We start from the raw sequence: 18094 nt of genomic DNA, 5'->3' as shown, positions 1-18094 counted from the left end.
AAACCAAAGCGTCGCAGGAGGCAAAAGCCGAATGCGCTTGTGGTGCATAAAAATTATCATATAAATGTCTCTGTTTGCCAAAAAACCAGACAAACAGGGTTTGCACAGAGCGCGAGGGGCGGGTAATGCTTTGCCCGCCGCGGGGTCTGTGCCAGTAAAAAACAAGCACGCCGCCGTGCCGAGGGAGGGATCCGATGCATTTATCGACTATCGACATTGTCGTCGTCGTCATCTACGCGATTTTCATTTTTGGCCTTGCGCAGTTCGTGTCTCGCGAGAAAAAGGGCCACAAGAAGGACAGTAAAGATTACTTCCTGGCCAGCCGCTCGCTGCCCTGGTGGGCCATCGGCACGTCTCTTATTGCGGCAAACATTTCCGCCGAGCAGATCATTGGCATGTCCGGTTCGGGCTTTGCCATTGGCCTCGGCATCGCCTCCTATGAATGGATGGCGGCGATTACCCTGCTGATTGTCGGCGTATTTTTCCTGCCGGTGTTTCTCAAGAACGAGATTTACACCATGCCGGAATTCCTCAAGCGCCGCTATGGGGCCAACATCCAGATGGTGATGGCCATTTTCTGGCTCATCCTCTACGTTTTCGTCAACCTGACGTCGATCCTGTGGCTGGGGGCCAAGGCGGTTCACACCGTCACCGGGCTGACCCAGGAACAGAGCCTGATCATTCTTGCCGTTTTTGCCGGGGCCTATGCCCTGTATGGCGGCCTCAAGGCGATTGCGCTCACCGACGTGGTGCAGGTTTCAATGCTGGTGCTGGGCGGTGCCGTTATTCTGGTGATTGCGCTGACCCGGGTGTCGGGCGATGCCTCGATCACCGGGTTCTTTGCCGGCATGCATACACTGGCTACGGATCTACCCGATCATTTCCACATGATCCTGCATCCAGACAGTAAATATTATAAAGATCTACCCGGTCTATCGGTCATTCTGGGCGGTATGTGGGTCGCCAATCTGAGCTACTGGGGTTTCAACCAGTACATCATTCAGCGCGGTCTGGCCGCCAAATCGATCCGGGAAGCCCAGAAAGGCATCGTCCTTGCGGCGTTCCTGAAACTGCTGATCCCGCTTCTGGTCGTGGTGCCGGGTATCGCCGCCGTTATTCTCGCCGGTCAGTATGGCTGGAAATTCGAAACGGCTGACGACGCCTATCCGCATCTGATGCGGCTGTTGCCGCCGGGCCTGCTGGGCATCGTCTTTGCGGCGCTGGTGGCGGCGATCATCGCCTCGATGGGTTCCAAGGTGAACTCGATCGCCACCATCTTCACCATGGACGTGTTTAAAACCTTTAACAAAAACGCCAGCGAAAAGACGCTGGTGCGCGTGGGCCGTATTACAGCGGTCACCGGCCTTGTCATCGCCCTGATTGTGGCCAAACCGTTGATTGGCGGCTTCGATCAGGCCTTCCAGTATATCCAGGAATTCTCGGGCTTCTTTACCCCGGGTATCACGGTGATCTTCCTGCTGGGCCTGTTCTGGAAGCGGGCCACGGAATGGGGCGCGCTCGCCGCCGCCATTGGTTCGGTGGCGCTGTCGGCGTTTTACTATGTCGCCCTGCCCACCATCCCGTTCATGAACCGTATGGGCTACATCTTCCTGATCTGTCTTGGTCTGGCCATTGCCGCCTCGCTGCTGCAAAAGCCGAAACCAGAAGCCATCACGGTTGATGTTGCCAATGTCGATTATTCAACCGACCGCGCCTTTAAGATTGCAGCCGGGGCGATTGTTGCTGTTGTTATCGCGCTTTACATCACCTGGTGGTAAGCCCGTAAGATCGATAAACTTTTAAATTATGCCACCCCGAACATCTGTTCAGGGTGGCATTTTGCTATATTCTTGCTATACGAGCATGTGGCTGCCGCATTTCAACGCGATCCTGTCTGTGAAGGCACGCCCACTGGCATGTATTCCCACCACAGCAAGCTGAAGTTTTAAGACATGCATCTGTCTTTACTCGATATTTTCATCATTTTACTTTACCCAACCCTGATTTTGGGCGTGGCGTATTTCATCGTTCCCGACCATGGCGAAAGCGATGCCGACAGCATCCACCCCGCCCCCAGGAAACGCACGCTGCCCTGGTGGGCCATCGGCACCTCGCTGATCGCCGCCAATATCTCGGCCGAGCAGATTATCGGTATGTCGGGATCGGCCTATGCTTTTGGTCTGGCGATTGCAGCCTATGAATGGCTTGCCGCGCTGATGCTGTTGATTGTCGGCAAATATTTTCTGCCGGTCTTCCTCAAGCATAACATCCGCACTATGCCGGAGTTTTTACGCCGTCGCTATGGCTCACGCCTGCAACTGACCATGGCGCTGTTGTGGCTGGCGCTGTACATCTTCGTCAATCTCACTGCCATTTTGTGGCTCGGGGCCACCGCCGTGCATGCCGTCACCGGGCTGACCCTGACCGTCAGCCTGATCTTGCTTGGGCTGTTCGCTGGCAATTACGCCCTTTATGCCGGGCTGAAAACCACCTCGGCAACCGATGCCGTACAGGTCGCCATGCTGGTGCTGGGCGGGCTGATTATTTTGTACATCGCACTGACGCGCATTTCGGGTCTCACCGGGGCCGAGGGGGTTATCACCGGCCTCGTCCGCCTGCACGAAAAGCTGCCCGATCATTTCCACATGATCCTGTCGCGCGATAATCCCTATTACAAATACGCCCCCGGCCTTGGCATGATCGGGGCCGGTATGTGGGTGGTCAATTTAAGCTATTGGGGCTTTAACCAATACATCATTCAGCGCGCGCTGACCGCCCGCAGCTTACGTCAGGCGCAAAAAGGCGTCATGCTGGCGGCGGGGCTCAAAATGCTGATCCCGGTACTGGTGGTGCTGCCCGGCATCGCCGCCGTGCTGCTGGTCGGCCCCGGCCTGCGCCCGGATGCCGCCTATCCCATGCTGATGGCCCAGATGCCCAGCGGCATTCTGGGCTTCGTCTTTGTCGCGTTGCTGGCGGCGATCATTTCGGCGATGGGCTCGTCCTTAAGCTCGATCGCCACGATCTTTTCGCGCGATGTGCTGACCGCCTTGCAACCGGCCAGTGGCGAGCGGTTGCAAATTATCGCCGGACGGTTTGCCGCGATTATCGCTCTGTTGATCGCCATGGTGTCGGCGGTACCACTGCTTGGCCATGTCGATCAGGCCTATCAGTATATTCAGGAGTTCACCGGTTTTCTCACCCCTGCCGTCACGGTGATCTTCCTGCTGGGTTTCGGCTGGAAATACGCCAACGAGACCGGGGCGCTCTGCGCGGTGGCAGGCTCGCTCATCTGCTCGCTCGGCTTTTGGTATTTTCTGCCGCAGGTCCCGTTCATCCTGCGCATCGGCTATGTCTTCGCCCTCAGCCTGCTGGTGATGGTGGTGGTTTCGCGCCTGACACCGCACCCGAAAACCACCGACATGCGCTTTGACACTGTCGATTACAGCACCGATGTGCCCTACACTGTTGCCTTTCTCGTTATCGTGGGGATACTTGGGGCGATTTACCTTCTTTGGTGGTAACGGCCATTATCGCGCTTATCGACGTCATCGCAGTACAGAATATTCTTGGGGAAAGCGCCAACTGGCATACCGCAAGTGGCCAGCTGTGGTGGACGGATATCCAGGGCCGCAGGCTTTACCGCTATAATCCGGCCAGTCAGGTCCTCAGCCATTTTGACACACCGCGGCGCTTGTGCTCGTTCGCGTTTGCCGATGGCGGCGGACTTATTGCGGCCTTCGAGAATGGCGTCGCGCTTTATAACCCGGCCTCACAGGCCTGCGACTGGCTGTTCCGTCTGGCCGACAACCACGCGCCGATCCGTTTCAATGACGGACGGACCGACCGTCAGGGTCGCTTCTGGGCTGGCACCATGATGGAAGGCCCCTTCGACAGTTTGCGCCCGCTTGGTCAGGTCTATTGCTTTGACCGGTCCGGCATGGTGCAGCGCCATCGCGAAAAAGTGAAGATCACCAACTCGCTGTGCAGCAGTCCGGATGGCCGCCTGCTCTATTTTTCGGACTCGCCGCAGCATGTCATCTATGTCTGCGATCAGGACCCGGACAGCGGGGCGTTAAGCCATCAGCGCGTCTTCGCCCACACCCCGGCGGGGGCCCAGCCCGACGGTGCCGTCACCGACAGTGAAGGCTGTTTGTGGAGCGCACAATGGGGTGCCTCGCGTCTGGTACGCTACACCCCGGATGGCCGCATCGCCGATATCGTTACAATGCCGGTCAGCCAGCCGACCTCGATTGCCTTTGGCGGACCGCAGATGAATCTTTTATGTGTTACTACGGCCCGGGATGGCTTGCCCCAGGATGAACTTATGCGGCAACCTCAGGCGGGCGATCTTTTTATCTATCAAACTGATGTGACGGGATTAGCCGATGCGCAATTCGCTTAAAGGCTCCGACAAGGATGGCGCGGCACAGCGCCTTAACCGGCTGCTCAATCCACCGATCCGCAACGCCAATCTGACCTATCGCATTGTCGAGGAGTTGGGGGTGGCCATCGTCACCGGCACCTACACCGAAAGTAACCCATTCCCGGTCGAAGCGGTGCTGTGCAGCCAGTTCGGTGTCAGCCGCAGCATCCTGCGCGAGGCGGTCAAGATGCTGACCGCCAAGGGGCTGCTCGGCGCCCGGCCCCGACAGGGCACCTGGGTGCAGCCGGAAGATCATTGGAACCTGCTGGACCCCGACGTGCTGCGCTGGCTGCTCGAACGCAAATTATCACTGTCGCTGTTAAACGAGTTTACCGAGATGCGGCTGGCGGTAGAGCCGACCGCTGCGGCACTGGCCGCACGCGTGGCCACCGATGCGGATATCGCCACCATCTATACTGCGCTTGATCATATGGCGGCAGCGGAACGGGGCGAGGATGATCCGCTGACCTCGGATATCGGCTTTCACATCAGTATCATGCAGGCCTCGGGCAACCGCTTTTACTATCAGCTTTGCGATCTGATTGACACCGCGCTGCGCTTTTCGATCCGCACCACCAATGCCTATAAGGGGGTCAATCTGGCCTCGATTTCCGACCATAAACGGGTGGCCGACGCCATCGCCGCCCGCGATCCGTCCACCGCCGAGGCCGCCATGCGGGTGATGATGGTCGAGGCAATCGAGCTGATCCGCACCGGGGATGCCGCCGAAAGCAAGCGCGGCAAGCGCTAAATCAGGCATCCTCCTGCGGGGCCGCATCACTTAAGCGGTCGGCCTGACGCAGCGGCGGGAACAGCTTCATCCACAGGGCGACAATGCCGATGGTGCCCAGCCCCCCGATCACCACCGCAGGGATGGTGCCGAACAGGAATGCGGTGAAGCCGGATTCAAACTCGCCCATTTCATTGGAGGCGCTGATGAACAGCATGTTCACCGCACCAACGCGGCCGCGCATGCGGTCCGGCGTTGCCATCTGAATAAGCGAACGGCGGATAAAGACGCTGATCATGTCGGAAGCGCCCAGCACGAACAGCGCCGCGAACGACAACAGAAAATTGTGCGACAAGCCAAACACCACGGTGGCAACCCCGAACACCGCCACGGCGGCAAACATGCGGATGCCGGTGTGACGTTCGATAGGCTTGCGCGCCAGAAAGAGGGCCGTCAGCGCGGCACCAACCGCCGGGGCGCTACGCAACAGACCAAGGCCTTCCGGACCAGTGTGCAGAACATCGCGGGCAAAGATCGGCAGCAGCGCCGTGGCCCCGCCCAACAGCACCGCAAACAAATCCAGCGAGATGGCGCCCAGCACCACAGGCCGGTTGCGCACAAAGGCAATGCCTTCCTTGACCCGCGCGAAACGTGAGGCGTCAATCTTGCCTGCCAGATGGCGACGCCCGCCCAAAGTCAGCATAAACCCAGCCGCCAGCAGGAAGCACACCGCACACAGACTGTAGGTTGCCACCGGCCCCAAGCCATACAGAAAACCACCAATCGCCGGGCCGGAAATCACCGCCACGGAAAATACCGAGGAATTCATCGCCACCGCACGGGGCAGCTTTTCCGGCGGCACCAGAAAGGCCACCATCGACTGGCCCGACGGCGCGGTGAAGGCACGTGCCGCACCAAACAGCGCCAGAACGCCATAGAACGGCAACGCATCGGCCATCTTGCTATGGCTGAACAGCAGGAACAGCAAGGCGCAGCAGCCCTGCAAGGCCACCGCGATGGATAAGATCTTGCGCTGATCATGCCGATCGCAAATTTCCCCCGCCGGCAGGATCAGAAAGAACATCGGCAGGAATTGACAGATCCCGACCAGCCCAAGGGCCAGCGGGGTGCGATAGATCTCGTAAATCTGCCAGCCAATTGCCACCGACTGAACCTGAATGGCGACGTTAAGCAGAAACGTCCCGATCAGATAAAGGGTGAAATCACGCGGGCGGTAAACCGTTGGGCAAGACACGTTCATAGATGGGTTTCGCTCTGCCACTTTTCGCGGCTGATACTCCAGATATCGACACAGTGTGCCGCACCCCGCACCACCACCTCAGTGCGCTCGCCCCTGGTCTCGCCCACTTTCCGCGCCACAGCCTGCGAGGCGAGATTCTCAGGCGCAATGACCGAGATCAGCCGGTCAACCGGCTGGGTCAGAAAGGCATAATTCTGGGCCGCACGGGCCGCTTCCGGGGCATAGCCATTGCCCCAATACGCTTTGCCGATGCTCCAGCCGACCTCAAGGCCCGGCCAGCCTTCCGGATTGCTGAGCCCGACACGGCCGAGATAGGCGCCATCGCTTTTGCGTTCAACCGCCCAGAAGCCGTAACCGCGCAGCACCCAATGGCCCAGGCCATAAGCGAAACTGCGCCAGGCATCCGAACGGGCCATGACAGCACCATTAATATGGCGGGTGAAATCGGCATCGGCCATAAAACCGGCATAGGCGTCGAAATCTTCGGGCCGGTCCTGGCGCAGAATAAGGCGGGCGGTTTCAAGATGTGGGGTCATGGTGCCAGCATAATCAAACCCACGGCACCAATCAAATAACAGCCCTGCGATGTTTACATCCTGCTTTATTGCAGATGGAGCACGATCGACGCGCCGCTGGCCGGGATGGTGAATTGGGTGCGCGAAAAAGCCGGTTGCGACAGGCGCGGATGGGCATCGCGCGAAAAACCATAGCGCTCGAGCGGAATACCAAACAAACCCTGATCGAATTTGTCGTTACGGTTCACATCCTGATAGCTTTTCACGCCGTAAACACCCGGCGGCACCTTGGTAAACGTCACCACGGTTTCAGGGGCCACAGCCGGAACAATACGGTCCATCAGCGGATCGGCATTGTCATCATCCCAGATTGCGGCGTTGTACAAAGCCACATGTAGCAGGCCGCCTTTGGGATCGATATTGCCGACCCGCACCGTCAGGCTGGCCGCCAGACTGGCCCCGGCGAGGGCGACAGAGCAGAATAAAGCAGCAAAGATGAAGCGCATTGGGACGTCCGTCGCTCTAATTATGCAAATGGACGATGACTTTGTTGTCGCCCGAACCGGTGGCAAAGCGGATATCGCGGAAGGACGGCTTTTTGACCCGCCCGGTATAATTGGAATAGCCCTGCGGTTCCGACGACGCGCCGATCAGCGTGCGTTCCTGCTTGCCGGACAGATTGAGGTCCTGCACGACATGAACGCCATACGTCCCGGCAGGAACGCCGACAAAGGTCACATTGGCGCTGGTGCCGTTGACCTTGACGCTGCGTGACAGCACCGCGGTGCCGGCATCATAGGTGTCGGCGGTAAACAGCTCAACATGCAGCGTCCCGCTACGGCCGCTGATCTGATCGATCCTGACGGTCAGCGTGTTCAGTGCATCGTCCGCCACGGCAGCCGTCAGAAGACTGCCGCAGGTCATGGCCAACGCCGCCAACCGGCCCCCCCGTTGGATCAGGTGCCGCCCGCTGAGAAAGTGCCGTAATGTCCGTGGCATAAACAAAACTCCCGCATCTGACACCAGCATAGCATGGCTGGCCCAGATTGCGGGAGTATCGTTCGGCGCGCCTTTCGTTAAAAAAGCGCGATAAAAACCGGGCCCGGTTTCAAGCCAGAAGGGCTTTAAACCACAAAGCCCCTAAGCCAGTGTCGGATCAAGCTTCTTGCAGGCGACAATCAGTTCGGCAACCGCCTCAACCGAGCTGTTGAAAGCGGTCTTTTCTTCCGCTGTCAGCTCAAGCTCGACAATGCGTTCAACGCCCTCGCCGCCAATCACCGCCGGAACCCCGACATAGGTGTCTTTGACGCCAAACGGGCCATTAAGATAGGCCGCGACTGGCAGAACGCGCTTTTCGTCCTTGAGGTAGCTTTCCGCCATCGAAATGGCCGAAGCCGCCGGGGCATAGAAAGCTGAACCGGTCTTGAGCAGCTTGACGATTTCGCCGCCGCCATTGCGGGTGCGGGTGATAATGGCGTCGAGCTTTTCCTGACTGATCCAGCCCATTTTGACCAGTTCCGGCAACGGAATGCCCGATACTGTCGAAAAGCGTGGCAGCGGCACCATGCTGTCGCCATGGCCGCCCAGCACAAAGGCAGAGACATCTTCCATGCTGACGCCCATTTCTTCGGCCAGGAAGTGGCGGAAGCGGGCAGAATCGAGCACCCCGGCCATGCCCACCACCTTGTTGTGGGGCAAACCGGAGAATTCGCGTAAAGCCCACACCATGGCATCGAGCGGATTGGTGATGCAGATGACGAAGGCATTGGGGGCGTACTGCTTGATCCCCGCGCCCACCGCCGACATCACCTTGAGGTTGATGCTGACCAGATCGTCCCGGCTCATCCCGGCCTTACGCGGCACGCCAGCCGTGACGATGACCACGTCCGCCCCGGCGATATCAGCATAATCATTGGTGCCGGTCAGCGACGCATTATAGCCTTCCACCGCACCAGCCTGAGACAAATCGAGGGCTTTGCCCTGTGGCAAGCCCTCGGCAATGTCAAAAATCACGACATCGCCCAACTGTTTCAAACCAACCAGAAGCGCAAGCGTACCGCCGATTTGACCGCCGCCAATCAGCGCAATCTTTTTTCTAGGCATTCCTACAACCCTTTATATATTTTTTTGCTGTGAAAGTCGTACCGCCCCAAAAACGGCCTGACAATCGGACGAAATGTACCCCGTTTAAACCTATGCGTGGGGTGCAAAATGACGCGGGTGGCCGGCGCATGGCGCGGGACCAAAGCGGCCCGCCACGGGACGACGGCAGACGATCCAGCAAAGGACAAATGTCTGAAAAAGTTTGCAAAAAACAAAAAAGGACGGAGCCATTACGACGCCGTCCGTTTTTGCTTAAAGCAACAGTGCCTGTGCTGCAGAGCCAAAACCGGGTATCCCCGTTTCGGATGAAACACTAAGCGGAGATCCAGGTTTAGATGGATTCCTTCAGCTCCTTGGCGGGGCGGAAGGCGACCTTCTTGCTTGCCTTGATCTTGATGGCTTCGCCGGTTGCCGGGTTGCGGCCCATACGGGCAGCGCGCTTGCGAACCGTCAGAATGCCCAGGCCGTTAAGGCGAACGCGGGCGCCCTTTTTCAGGTGCTTGGTGATCAGCTCGATCGTGTCATCGATCAGCGCCAACGCCGCTTTGTTCGACAACTCGTTCTTGGTGGCGAGCTGAACACTCAGCTGACGCGTGGAGATGGTTTCGACTTTTGCCTTGGCAGTCTCTTTTGCCTTGGCGGTCTCTTTTGCCTTGGCGGCTACCTTAGCCTTGGGGGCTTCTTTAGCCTTGGGGGCTTCTTTAGCCTTGGAAACGGCGGCTTTAGCCATTGGAATTACCTCTTGCGAATCGAAAGAAGCTTTATCTTAAGGCATTTTCTGCTTTTGATGGATAGGGAGAATCGTCAAAAAAGCCATAAATAAGGGTTTTTAATGCCAGTCTTTCATCCTTGGCCGGCTAAAACATAAGCCCGGAGCGCTTTAAAGCACTCCGGGCTCATATTTTAATACCTTAGAATTCGTGCGCGAGCCGCGTAAGGCTCAAACGGAATCCTGACGCTCGGCGATACGGGCCGACTTACCGCGACGACCACGCAGGTAGTACAACTTGGCGCGACGGACGCGGCCCTTGCGTACCACAGTGATGGCATCGACCAGCGGGGAGCAGACCGGGAAGACGCGCTCGACGCCCTCGCCATAGGAAATCTTGCGGACAGTGAAGCTCTCGTTGAGCCCCTGGCCCTGACGGGCGATGCAGACGCCTTCGAAAGCCTGCAGGCGTTCGCGGGTCTTGTTCTGCTTGGTCTTCTCGTCAAAGGTCACATCGACCACCTTGACGCTGACCTTAACGCTATCACCGGGACGAAAGGCGGGGTGCGGCGTGGCGCGTAAGGCCTTAACTTGCTCTGCTTCGAGCTCTTGCAACAGGTTCATTTCATTCTCCTTAAGCGCGCTCAAGATTCGATAAAGGACGGCTCCTATACATTAGTGCCGCGCCTTTTCATAGAGGCTCCATAAATCCGGACGGCGCGCTTTAGTCAACCGTTCGGCTACCGTCAACCGCCATTTTTCTATTTCTTTATGATTCCCACTGGTTAACACATCGGGAATCGACCGTTCCTCAAAGCTTTGAGGGCGGGTGTACTGCGGATATTCGAGTAATCCGGTGGAAAAACTCTCTTCCGAGACCGAATCTGCTGCCCCCAGCACGCCGGGAATTAAACGCACAGCAGCCTCAATCACGGCCTGGGCGGCCACCTCACCCCCAGCCAGTACGAAGTCCCCTAATGAGACTTCTTCCAGTCCGCGGGCATCTATGGCCCGCTGGTCAAGCCCTTCAAACCGCCCGCACAGCAACACCACGCCCGGCCCGGCAGCCCAGCGACGGGCCATCTCCTGGTTGAACGGGGTGCCACGCGGTGAAAGGTAAACGCGTGGCCGATCATCAGACGCCACCGCATCAATCGCGGCAGCAGCGACATCGGCGCGCATCACCATGCCGGGGCCCCCACCGGCCGGGGTATCATCCACCGTACGGTGCTTGCCCAAGCCAAAATCCCGGATGTCGCACACGGTAAGCGACCACAGATTCGCCTGCAATGCTTTACCCAGCAGCGAAACGCCCAGCGTGCCGGGAAACGCTTCGGGGAACAGGGTAAGGACTGTGGCGTTCCAGCTCACGACGCAACGTCCTCGTCATCATTTTTGCTGCCCGCTTCAACCGTGGCAGGTTCAATGACCGTCAGACGTCCGGCCGGAAGATCAATGGCAGGCACGGTGGCGTGGGTGAAGCCGATCAGGATTTCGCCGCCTTCGCTTCGGGCGATTTCGAGAATATCGCCAGCGCCGAAATTGTGTACGGCCACCACTTTGCCAATATGCGCCCCATCACCGTTCACCGCCGCAAGGCCAATGAGATCGGTGTGATAGAACTCGTCCCCCGAAGTGGCGGGCAGCGCGTCCCGCGGCACATAGAGTTTGACGCCACGCAAAGCTTCGGCCGCTGTGCGATCCCTGATTTCCTCAAAGACCACCAGTTGCTCGTCTTTCGGGCTGGGACGGGCGGCACGTACCGTAAAGCTGCGTCCGGCCTCGTCGGTCAGTGGTCCATAGGCATCCAGCGAAACGCCGGTGCGGGCAAAACTCTTCACCCGCACCTCGCCTTTCAGCCCATGTGCGCCGACAATCGCGGCAAGCAGCACAGTATGGGGCATGGCCCCAACTCCTTATTTAACGAGGCTTACGCCTCGGCAGCCGGAGCAGCAGCGGCTTCCGCGGCCTTGGCGGCAGCGGCGGCACGTTCCTGGGCCTTCTTCTTGGGCAGGGCCTTTTCCGGATTGTTCTTCTTCAGCGCCTTGACCAGACCAGCATTGGCCAGGAAGCGATGAACGCGATCGGTCGGCGTGGCGCCCTTGACGAGCCAGGCCTTGGCCTTCTCGGCGTCGAGGATGATGCGGTCCGCATGATCCTTGGGCAGCAGCGGGCTGTAATAGCCGATCTTCTCGATGAAGCGGCCATCACGGGGATAGCGCGAGTCAGCGATGACGATGGCATAATGCGGACGCTTCTTGGTGCCGCCGCGGGAAAGCCGGATTTTCAAAGACATGGGATTTTTCCTTGCAGTTGAACAAAAATAAACAGGTGAAACGATTAGCGGCGGAACATGCCAGGCGGCATGCCGGGGAAGCCCCCGCCCATACCACCAAGCATTCCGGCCAGGGGATTACCCCGCCCGCCCTTGCCGACGCGTTTTAAGACGTCCGACATCTGGCGGTGCATTTTGAGAAGTTTGTTAACTTCGCTGACCTCGACCCCGGAGCCCGCCGCAATACGCTTGCGGCGCGAGCCGTTGATCAGATCGGGGTCGCGGCGCTCTTTCTTGGTCATCGAATTGATGATGGCTTCCTGGCGGACGAAGATGCGGTCATCCATACCGGTGGCGGCGAGCTGATCCTTGATCTTGCCCACGCCCGGCAGCATCGACAGCACACCCTGCATGCCGCCGAGTTTTTTCATCTGACGCAGTTGCTCGGCTAGGTCGTCCATATCGAACGAACCCTTTTTCATCTTGGCCGCGATCTTCTCGGCCTTTTCCGTGTCGAGGGTCTCGGCAGCCTTTTCGACCAGACTGACCACATCGCCCATATCGAGGATGCGGGCCGCAACACGGTCGGGATGGAACGCCTCGATGGCATCGAGCTTTTCGCCGACACCCAGGAACTTGACCGGCGCCCCGGTTACCGCGCGCATCGACAAGGCGGCGCCACCACGGGCATCGCCATCGGCGCGGGTCAGCACGATGCCGGAAAGCGGCACGCGTGCGTTAAACGATTTGGCGATATTGACAGCGTCCTGACCGGTCAGGCTGTCGGCCACCAGCAGGGTTTCGTGCGGCTTGACGATATCGCGAACCGCCGCCACTTCCGCCATCAGCTGTTCATCGACATGCTGGCGACCTGCGGTATCGAGGATCAGCACATCATAGCCGCCGACACGGGCCGCCGCCATTGCGCGCTTGGCAATGGCCAGCGGCGTCTGGTTCGGCACGATCGGCAAGGTCGGCACACCCGCCTGCTCGCCCAGCACTTTAAGCTGTTCCATGGCGGCGGGACGATTGACGTCGAGCGAGGCCATCAGGACCCGCTTCTTTTCCTTAGTCTGCAGCAGCAGGCCGAGCTTGGCCGAGGTCGTCGTCTTACCCGAGCCCTGTAAGCCGACCATCAGGATGGGCGCGGGCGGCGAGCCGATATCGAGGGCAGAATTATCCGCGCCCAGCGTCTCGACCAGCACGTCGTGGACGATCTTGACCACCTGCTGACCGGGGGTAACCGAGCGGATGACATTTTCACCCACGGCGCGGGGGCGAACCTTGTCGAGAAAATCCTTAACGACACCAAGTTCGACATCGGCCTCGATCAGGGCGGTGCGTACTTCAGCCAGCGCGGCATCGACGTCAGACGCCGAAAGCGCCCCGCGACCACGCAGTTTGTCGAACACGCTTCCCAACCGGGATTGCAAAGAGTCGAACATTTTCAACACCCATAGCCAAATGCCCCAGGGGGCGCACCTGCGCTGCCTGGGGGCGATCCTTGAACACTTCAAGGACCGGAAAGGCCAACCTTTCCGGAAATTCGTCGCCCTTTTACGGGAAAGCGGGCGACAGAGTCAATGTAGAGCCTTACTTCGTTCCGAACATACGATCGCCGGCATCGCCCAGCCCCGGGATGATGTAGCCATGCTCGTTGAGGTGGTCGTCGATAGCGGCGGTCCATACCGGCACATCGGGACAGGCCGTGGTGAAATGCTCGATACCGGCGGGGGCCGCCAGAAGGCACATCAGGCGCAGATTGGTAACGCCGCGCCCTTTGAGCTTCTCGACCGCCGCAACGGCAGAATTGCCGGTGGCCAGCATCGGGTCCATCACGATGACCAGACGGTCGGCGATGTCCTCGGGGGCCTTGAAGTAATATTCCACGCTTTGCAGGGTTTCGGGGTCGCGATAAAGCCCGATATGGGCGACACGGGCCGACGGAACCAGATCCAGCATGCCATCCAGAAAGGCCATACCAGCGCGCAGGATCGGCGCGAAAACCAGCTTTTTGCCCTGAATGACCGGCGCCATGGTCTTGGTCAGCGGGGTCTCGATTTCGATCAGCTCGGTGGGCAGATCGCGGGTGATCTCGTAACAGATGAGCATGCCGACTTCGTTGAGCAGCTCGCGGAACTGTTTGGTGCTGGTTTCCTTACGTCGCATCAGCGTCAACTTATGCTGCACGAGAGGATGATTAACGACCGTTACGCCCTGCATGACCCATGTCTCCACCGACTTGCCGTGCGGCCACCCGCCAGCGTCATTGCCCCGTTAGCGCGAACGCCAGCAAAAGAAAAGCCGGATAGGGCAAAATGGCACGTAAAAAAAAGGCGCCGGTTGCCCGGCGCCAGTTCGACCGCACTGTGATAAACGGGCCAAGAGACTTAGAATTTCAGGCGGAAACCCGCATAAATCTGCCGCCCGGTGGCCGCGTATTTGGTTACCGCCGAGGCCCCGAGATTCTTGTAGGCATAGCGGTTATCGGTTTGATTGGTCAGGTTGAGGGCATCGACGCGGACCTGCATAAAACTCGTCACGTCATAGGTGAACGAAGCGTCCACATTCAGCGTCGACTTGCTGTAGATAAAGTCATTCATGATCGGTGAGTCGCCGTAACCAACATCAGTCGTCCCCGCCGAGATCGGATACTGCGATACATAGGCGGAACGGAACGCTGTTGAAACGCGCGCCGACCAGGCCCGGTCCTGCCAATCCTTCCCATCATAATAGACCGTAAAGTTGAACGAGCTGGGCGAGGCCCCGGACCACGGCCCGTCACCAGTCACCAGCGGAGCGGTATTAAGGATATAATGCATGCGGGAATGCAGCAGCGTGTAGTTGGCATTAACGCCGAACCCATCGTAAGGCGCCGGCAGGAAGGTCAGCTGCTGCTGATAGGTGATTTCGATGCCGTTAAGCACACCGCCTGGACCGCTGGTGTATTGCGTCACATCAACAGCGCCGTCACTGGCCAGAAACTGATGCTGATAATCTGTCAGATTGGTGTTGGCTTCCAGCGCCGCGAGAGTACCGGACGACAGGATCTTGCTGAACGTGGTGCTGTGCACCGTCTGCTGCGGCACGTCTTTGACGAACTTGGCGAAGGCCGCCACAGAAATCACAGCCCCCTTATCGAAATACCATTCATAGCCGATGTCGATGGTATTGGCGCTATAGGGCTTCAGATTGGTGTTGCCCATCGTCACGGTCGCCGTATTACTGGTATCGCTCGACGGAATGCTCATCGACGTGATCGAGGGGGCCAGCTGACCCAGTTGGGGACGGGACATCACCTTAGAGGCGCTGGCCCGCAGCATCATATCGTCGGTCAGGAAGTAGTTGAGGTTAATCGACGGCAGCAGATTGTCGTAACTGTTGGTGCTGCTGACGACATCCCCCAGGGTGCTGTGACCAGAGGCCCGAATGTCGGTGGTGGCGTAGCGCAGACCGATGTTGCCGCGCAGCTCCCGCCCCAGGATGGTGATCTCCTTAAAGTCGAGCTGCGTATAATAGGATTTATCATGCTCGCCGACCGAATAGGTCTGCCCCGATGCCGTAGTGCTGGCATAACTGTTGAGGTTTGAGACAGTGAAGTCGCCATAGTCGGTGACGCAATTACAATCAAGCTTGAAGAAGCTGCGCATCTTGGCCAGATCCGGCACAAACATGCTGGTCGTGGTACCGTCAGGAACGTTGATGCCGCGCCCGAACGGAACCGTTTTGCCCAGATCCGCCACCGAGACATTGGTGCCCTCGCCAGCGTTGATCTCGTCGATGCCGGGATTGATGACATCCTTGACCACACGCAGATAGTAGGTCGTATCAAATTCGTAGATCCGGCCCGAGAAGCCCGCCTTGAGGGTGAACTGATCACTTAAATCATAGGCCGCATTGGCTTTGAAACTGCGGAACTTATTGTTGGTCAGATAGATATAGTGGCGCAGCACCGAATAGCCTTTAACGAAATCCCAGCTCGCGGGATCGGAGGCATCAAAGCCGAGATCCACTTCCGGCATGTCACTTTCGGCGGTCGCATCGTAGATAAAACAATCCGTGCAGGTGGTGCCGTCATAGGTGCCAGAATCGAGCCGGTCAAACGACGCCAGATAACCAACCTGCGTGTTGCGCGAGGTGGACATACCAACCTGAACATCCATACGGAACTGTTCGGTAAAGTCGCGGTTGGCGTTGAACGAACCCTGTTCAAATTGCGTGGTATAATAGGCCTGATCGGCACGCGAGCTAAAATCGACATTGGCCAGCTCGAGATAGGTCGCCTGATTATTGACCACGGTTGCGGCCACCACTTTGGTGGTCGGCTTACCAAGGAACTGGATCAGTTGTGCATAGGCACCGTTAAGAGCGCTGGCGGTCGCTGCGCCTTTGGTGGTGCTGGCACCGTAGCCTTGCGTATAATAATCATACAGGCTGGCGCTCTTGGCATAGGAGCAGGTCACCTTAGCCGCAGTGGCGCTGCCGGAATTAGCCGTACACGTAGCATATTTGGTGTACGCCGCCGACAGCTTCGATTCGAAGGAGGTGATGCTGCTGACCGAGGAAGAGGATGTCAGTGACGCTGGCACCGCCGCCATCTGGGACGAGGCATTGCTGCGGTTAAGCCCGATAGAACTGACCTGATAATTGGTCGAATCCTGATAGGTGCTTGAGAAGACGCCATCGAACGAGATTTGTGTCTTGTCATCGACCTGCCACTGCACCGCGGCGGTCAGGCCAATGCGGGTCTGATAGAGATCGCGATGGTTTAGTGTCGCCAAACCTGGGATCAGCGTGCCGGAGGCCGAGCCGAGCCAGGTCGAAGCTGTCTTGCCAACGGTGCCGCCCATCAGATAGCCACGGTTACCTTGCGTTACCGTGGCATAGGCATCCGCGTTGGAGCCCGAAAGGGCTGCGCAGTAAACGCTGTTGGCGATGGAGTAGTTCGGAATGACCCCATCATAGCCATTGGCGGCGGTACCGCCGGAGCAGGACGTGCCAGTAGGTGCGGAAAAACCGGCACGCGCCAGGATCGATCCTGAGGACGGGACAATCGAACCGCTGAACACCGCCTGACGATAGAGGTAATCGCTGTAGCTTGGAGTGCGCTGATAGGAGTCGAGATATTGGTGGCGCATATTATACGCCACAGAGCCCAGCACCCCCAGCCGTCCACCGAGGAAGGTCTGCGATGCCAACCCGGTGATACGCGGATTGAAGGCCTTGCCCAATTCATAATAGGCGTTCTGTACCGAAAGGGCGAATTTATCGCCGAAATCGAACGGGTGGCCGGTCTGCAGCGAAACCGTGGCCCCCAGTGAACCTTCGTCGGTATCGGCAGCAGACGATTTCTGCACCTTCAGGCCGCTGAACAATTCCGAAGCGAAGGTATTGAAGTCGAACTGACGACTGCGGTTCGGGTTGGAACCGGAATCACTAGCCCCCGCCGTCGATAAGGCTTCCAACCCGTTCAGGGTGACGCGGGTGAAATCGGCGCTGAGGCCGCGCACCGTGATGGTGCGGCCTTCGCCGTTATCGCGGTCAACCGACACGCCGGGCAAACGCTGCAGGGATTCGGCCAGATTTGCATCCGGGAAAGCCGCAATGTCTTCCGCATTAATGGCATCGACCATCTCGGTCGAGGCACGCTTGGAATTCAGCGCGCTTTCGAGTGAGGCGCGGTAGCCGGTGACCACCACCACTTCCATATCATCCTGCGCGTAGGCCCCCGCCGCCGTACAAAGGATTGCCGCAGCAGTTCCCACAAGCATGCGCCGTAAGTTTAACAACCCATGATTGATGACAGGCGTAGCAGCTATATTTTTCGACATTGTGCATTCCCCCCTTTGGTCCCCATCGGCTAACCCGACGTTTTTATTGCAAAACTTTCATTTTGCTAAAGATACCGGTGTCATTGCCCCGCCAGACAAAATGACACCGGTGACATAGGTATGACATAAAAGTCATGTTCCCGTCCAGCGGGTCATGCATGTAAATACGCAACAGATGAGAACATTTTTTAGCCGTAATTAGGCCATCATCGCCACAACACAGTCTCCAGGTCTTGAGCCTCTCCAA

17 protein-coding genes are annotated in these 18094 nt (G+C 58.3%); 4 read left to right on the top strand and 13 right to left on the bottom strand.

Annotation, left to right across the window (positions count from 1 at the left end; genetic code table 11):
• Positions 1-194 precede the first annotated feature (194 nt).
• From ACZ5RI_RS05030 to ACZ5RI_RS05015, 4 genes are all read left to right on the top strand, one after another.
• Entirely contained in the window at positions 195-1778 is a 1584-nt protein-coding gene (locus ACZ5RI_RS05030) for a sodium/sugar symporter (RefSeq protein ID WP_464515016.1), read from the top strand.
• A 174-nt stretch (positions 1779-1952) separates the two neighbouring features.
• Positions 1953-3521, top strand: coding sequence for a sodium:solute symporter family transporter (locus tag ACZ5RI_RS05025; protein ID WP_464515015.1), 1569 nt, complete (start codon positions 1953-1955; stop codon positions 3519-3521).
• The gene (locus ACZ5RI_RS05020; RefSeq protein ID WP_464515551.1) at positions 3515-4402 is read left to right on the top strand and encodes an SMP-30/gluconolactonase/LRE family protein; all 888 of its coding nucleotides are present in this window, start codon (positions 3515-3517) and stop codon (positions 4400-4402) included. Before ACZ5RI_RS05025 ends, ACZ5RI_RS05020 begins: the two co-directional genes overlap by 7 nt.
• Positions 4386-5174: a FadR/GntR family transcriptional regulator gene (locus tag ACZ5RI_RS05015; protein ID WP_464515014.1), complete on the top strand. Its 789-nt coding sequence runs from the start codon at positions 4386-4388 to the stop codon at positions 5172-5174. The genes ACZ5RI_RS05020 and ACZ5RI_RS05015 overlap by 17 nt, the downstream gene beginning before the upstream one ends.
• A 1-nt stretch (position 5175) precedes the next feature.
• Here the strand turns inward: ACZ5RI_RS05015 and ACZ5RI_RS05010 are convergent, their stop codons facing one another.
• From ACZ5RI_RS05010 to ACZ5RI_RS04950, 13 genes are all read right to left on the bottom strand, one after another.
• Positions 5176-6414: an MFS transporter gene (locus tag ACZ5RI_RS05010; protein WP_464515013.1), complete on the bottom strand. Its 1239-nt coding sequence runs from the start codon at positions 6412-6414 to the stop codon at positions 5176-5178.
• Positions 6411-6950, bottom strand: coding sequence for a GNAT family N-acetyltransferase (locus ACZ5RI_RS05005; protein WP_464515012.1), 540 nt, complete (start codon positions 6948-6950; stop codon positions 6411-6413). Before ACZ5RI_RS05005 ends, ACZ5RI_RS05010 begins: the two co-directional genes overlap by 4 nt.
• Before the next feature lie 65 nt (positions 6951-7015).
• Positions 7016-7435, bottom strand: a complete 420-nt coding sequence (locus tag ACZ5RI_RS05000; protein WP_464515011.1) for a DUF2141 domain-containing protein — start codon at positions 7433-7435, stop codon at positions 7016-7018.
• A 16-nt stretch (positions 7436-7451) separates the two neighbouring features.
• Positions 7452-7928, bottom strand: coding sequence for a DUF2141 domain-containing protein (locus tag ACZ5RI_RS04995; protein ID WP_464515010.1), 477 nt, complete (start codon positions 7926-7928; stop codon positions 7452-7454).
• Between the two features lie 141 nt (positions 7929-8069).
• Positions 8070-9032 (bottom strand): malate dehydrogenase, encoded by a 963-nt coding sequence (gene mdh, locus ACZ5RI_RS04990; protein ID WP_464515009.1) that lies wholly within the window; start codon positions 9030-9032, stop codon positions 8070-8072.
• Between the two features lie 331 nt (positions 9033-9363).
• Positions 9364-9762: an HU family DNA-binding protein gene (locus ACZ5RI_RS04985; protein ID WP_464515008.1), complete on the bottom strand. Its 399-nt coding sequence runs from the start codon at positions 9760-9762 to the stop codon at positions 9364-9366.
• A 210-nt stretch (positions 9763-9972) separates the two neighbouring features.
• Positions 9973-10365 carry a 50S ribosomal protein L19 gene (gene rplS / locus ACZ5RI_RS04980; RefSeq protein ID WP_464515007.1) on the bottom strand — a complete coding sequence of 131 codons (393 nt, stop codon included), beginning with the start codon at positions 10363-10365 and terminating at the stop codon, positions 9973-9975.
• Positions 10366-10416: 51 nt separating this feature from the next.
• Positions 10417-11112 carry a tRNA (guanosine(37)-N1)-methyltransferase TrmD gene (trmD, locus tag ACZ5RI_RS04975; RefSeq protein ID WP_464515006.1) on the bottom strand — a complete coding sequence of 232 codons (696 nt, stop codon included), beginning with the start codon at positions 11110-11112 and terminating at the stop codon, positions 10417-10419.
• On the bottom strand, positions 11109-11645 hold the full coding sequence (gene rimM / locus ACZ5RI_RS04970) for a ribosome maturation factor RimM (RefSeq protein ID WP_464515005.1): 537 nt from the start codon (positions 11643-11645) through the stop codon (positions 11109-11111). Before rimM ends, trmD begins: the two co-directional genes overlap by 4 nt.
• A gap of 26 nt (positions 11646-11671) precedes the next feature.
• Positions 11672-12037: a 30S ribosomal protein S16 gene (rpsP, locus tag ACZ5RI_RS04965; protein ID WP_464515004.1), complete on the bottom strand. Its 366-nt coding sequence runs from the start codon at positions 12035-12037 to the stop codon at positions 11672-11674.
• A 44-nt stretch (positions 12038-12081) separates the two neighbouring features.
• A complete protein-coding gene (gene ffh / locus ACZ5RI_RS04960; protein WP_464515003.1) occupies positions 12082-13461 on the bottom strand; it encodes a signal recognition particle protein in 1380 nt (459 codons plus the stop codon).
• A 148-nt stretch (positions 13462-13609) separates the two neighbouring features.
• The gene (gene upp, locus ACZ5RI_RS04955) at positions 13610-14239 is read right to left on the bottom strand and encodes a uracil phosphoribosyltransferase (RefSeq protein WP_464515002.1); all 630 of its coding nucleotides are present in this window, start codon (positions 14237-14239) and stop codon (positions 13610-13612) included.
• Positions 14240-14406: 167 nt separating this feature from the next.
• Complete coding sequence (locus ACZ5RI_RS04950; RefSeq protein ID WP_464515001.1) at positions 14407-17787, bottom strand: TonB-dependent receptor domain-containing protein; 3381 nt, start codon at positions 17785-17787, stop codon at positions 14407-14409.
• Positions 17788-18094 lie beyond the last annotated feature (307 nt).

This window comes from Micropepsis pineolensis (genome assembly GCF_055392125.1).
This window is presented reverse-complemented; position numbering and strand designations above follow the sequence as displayed.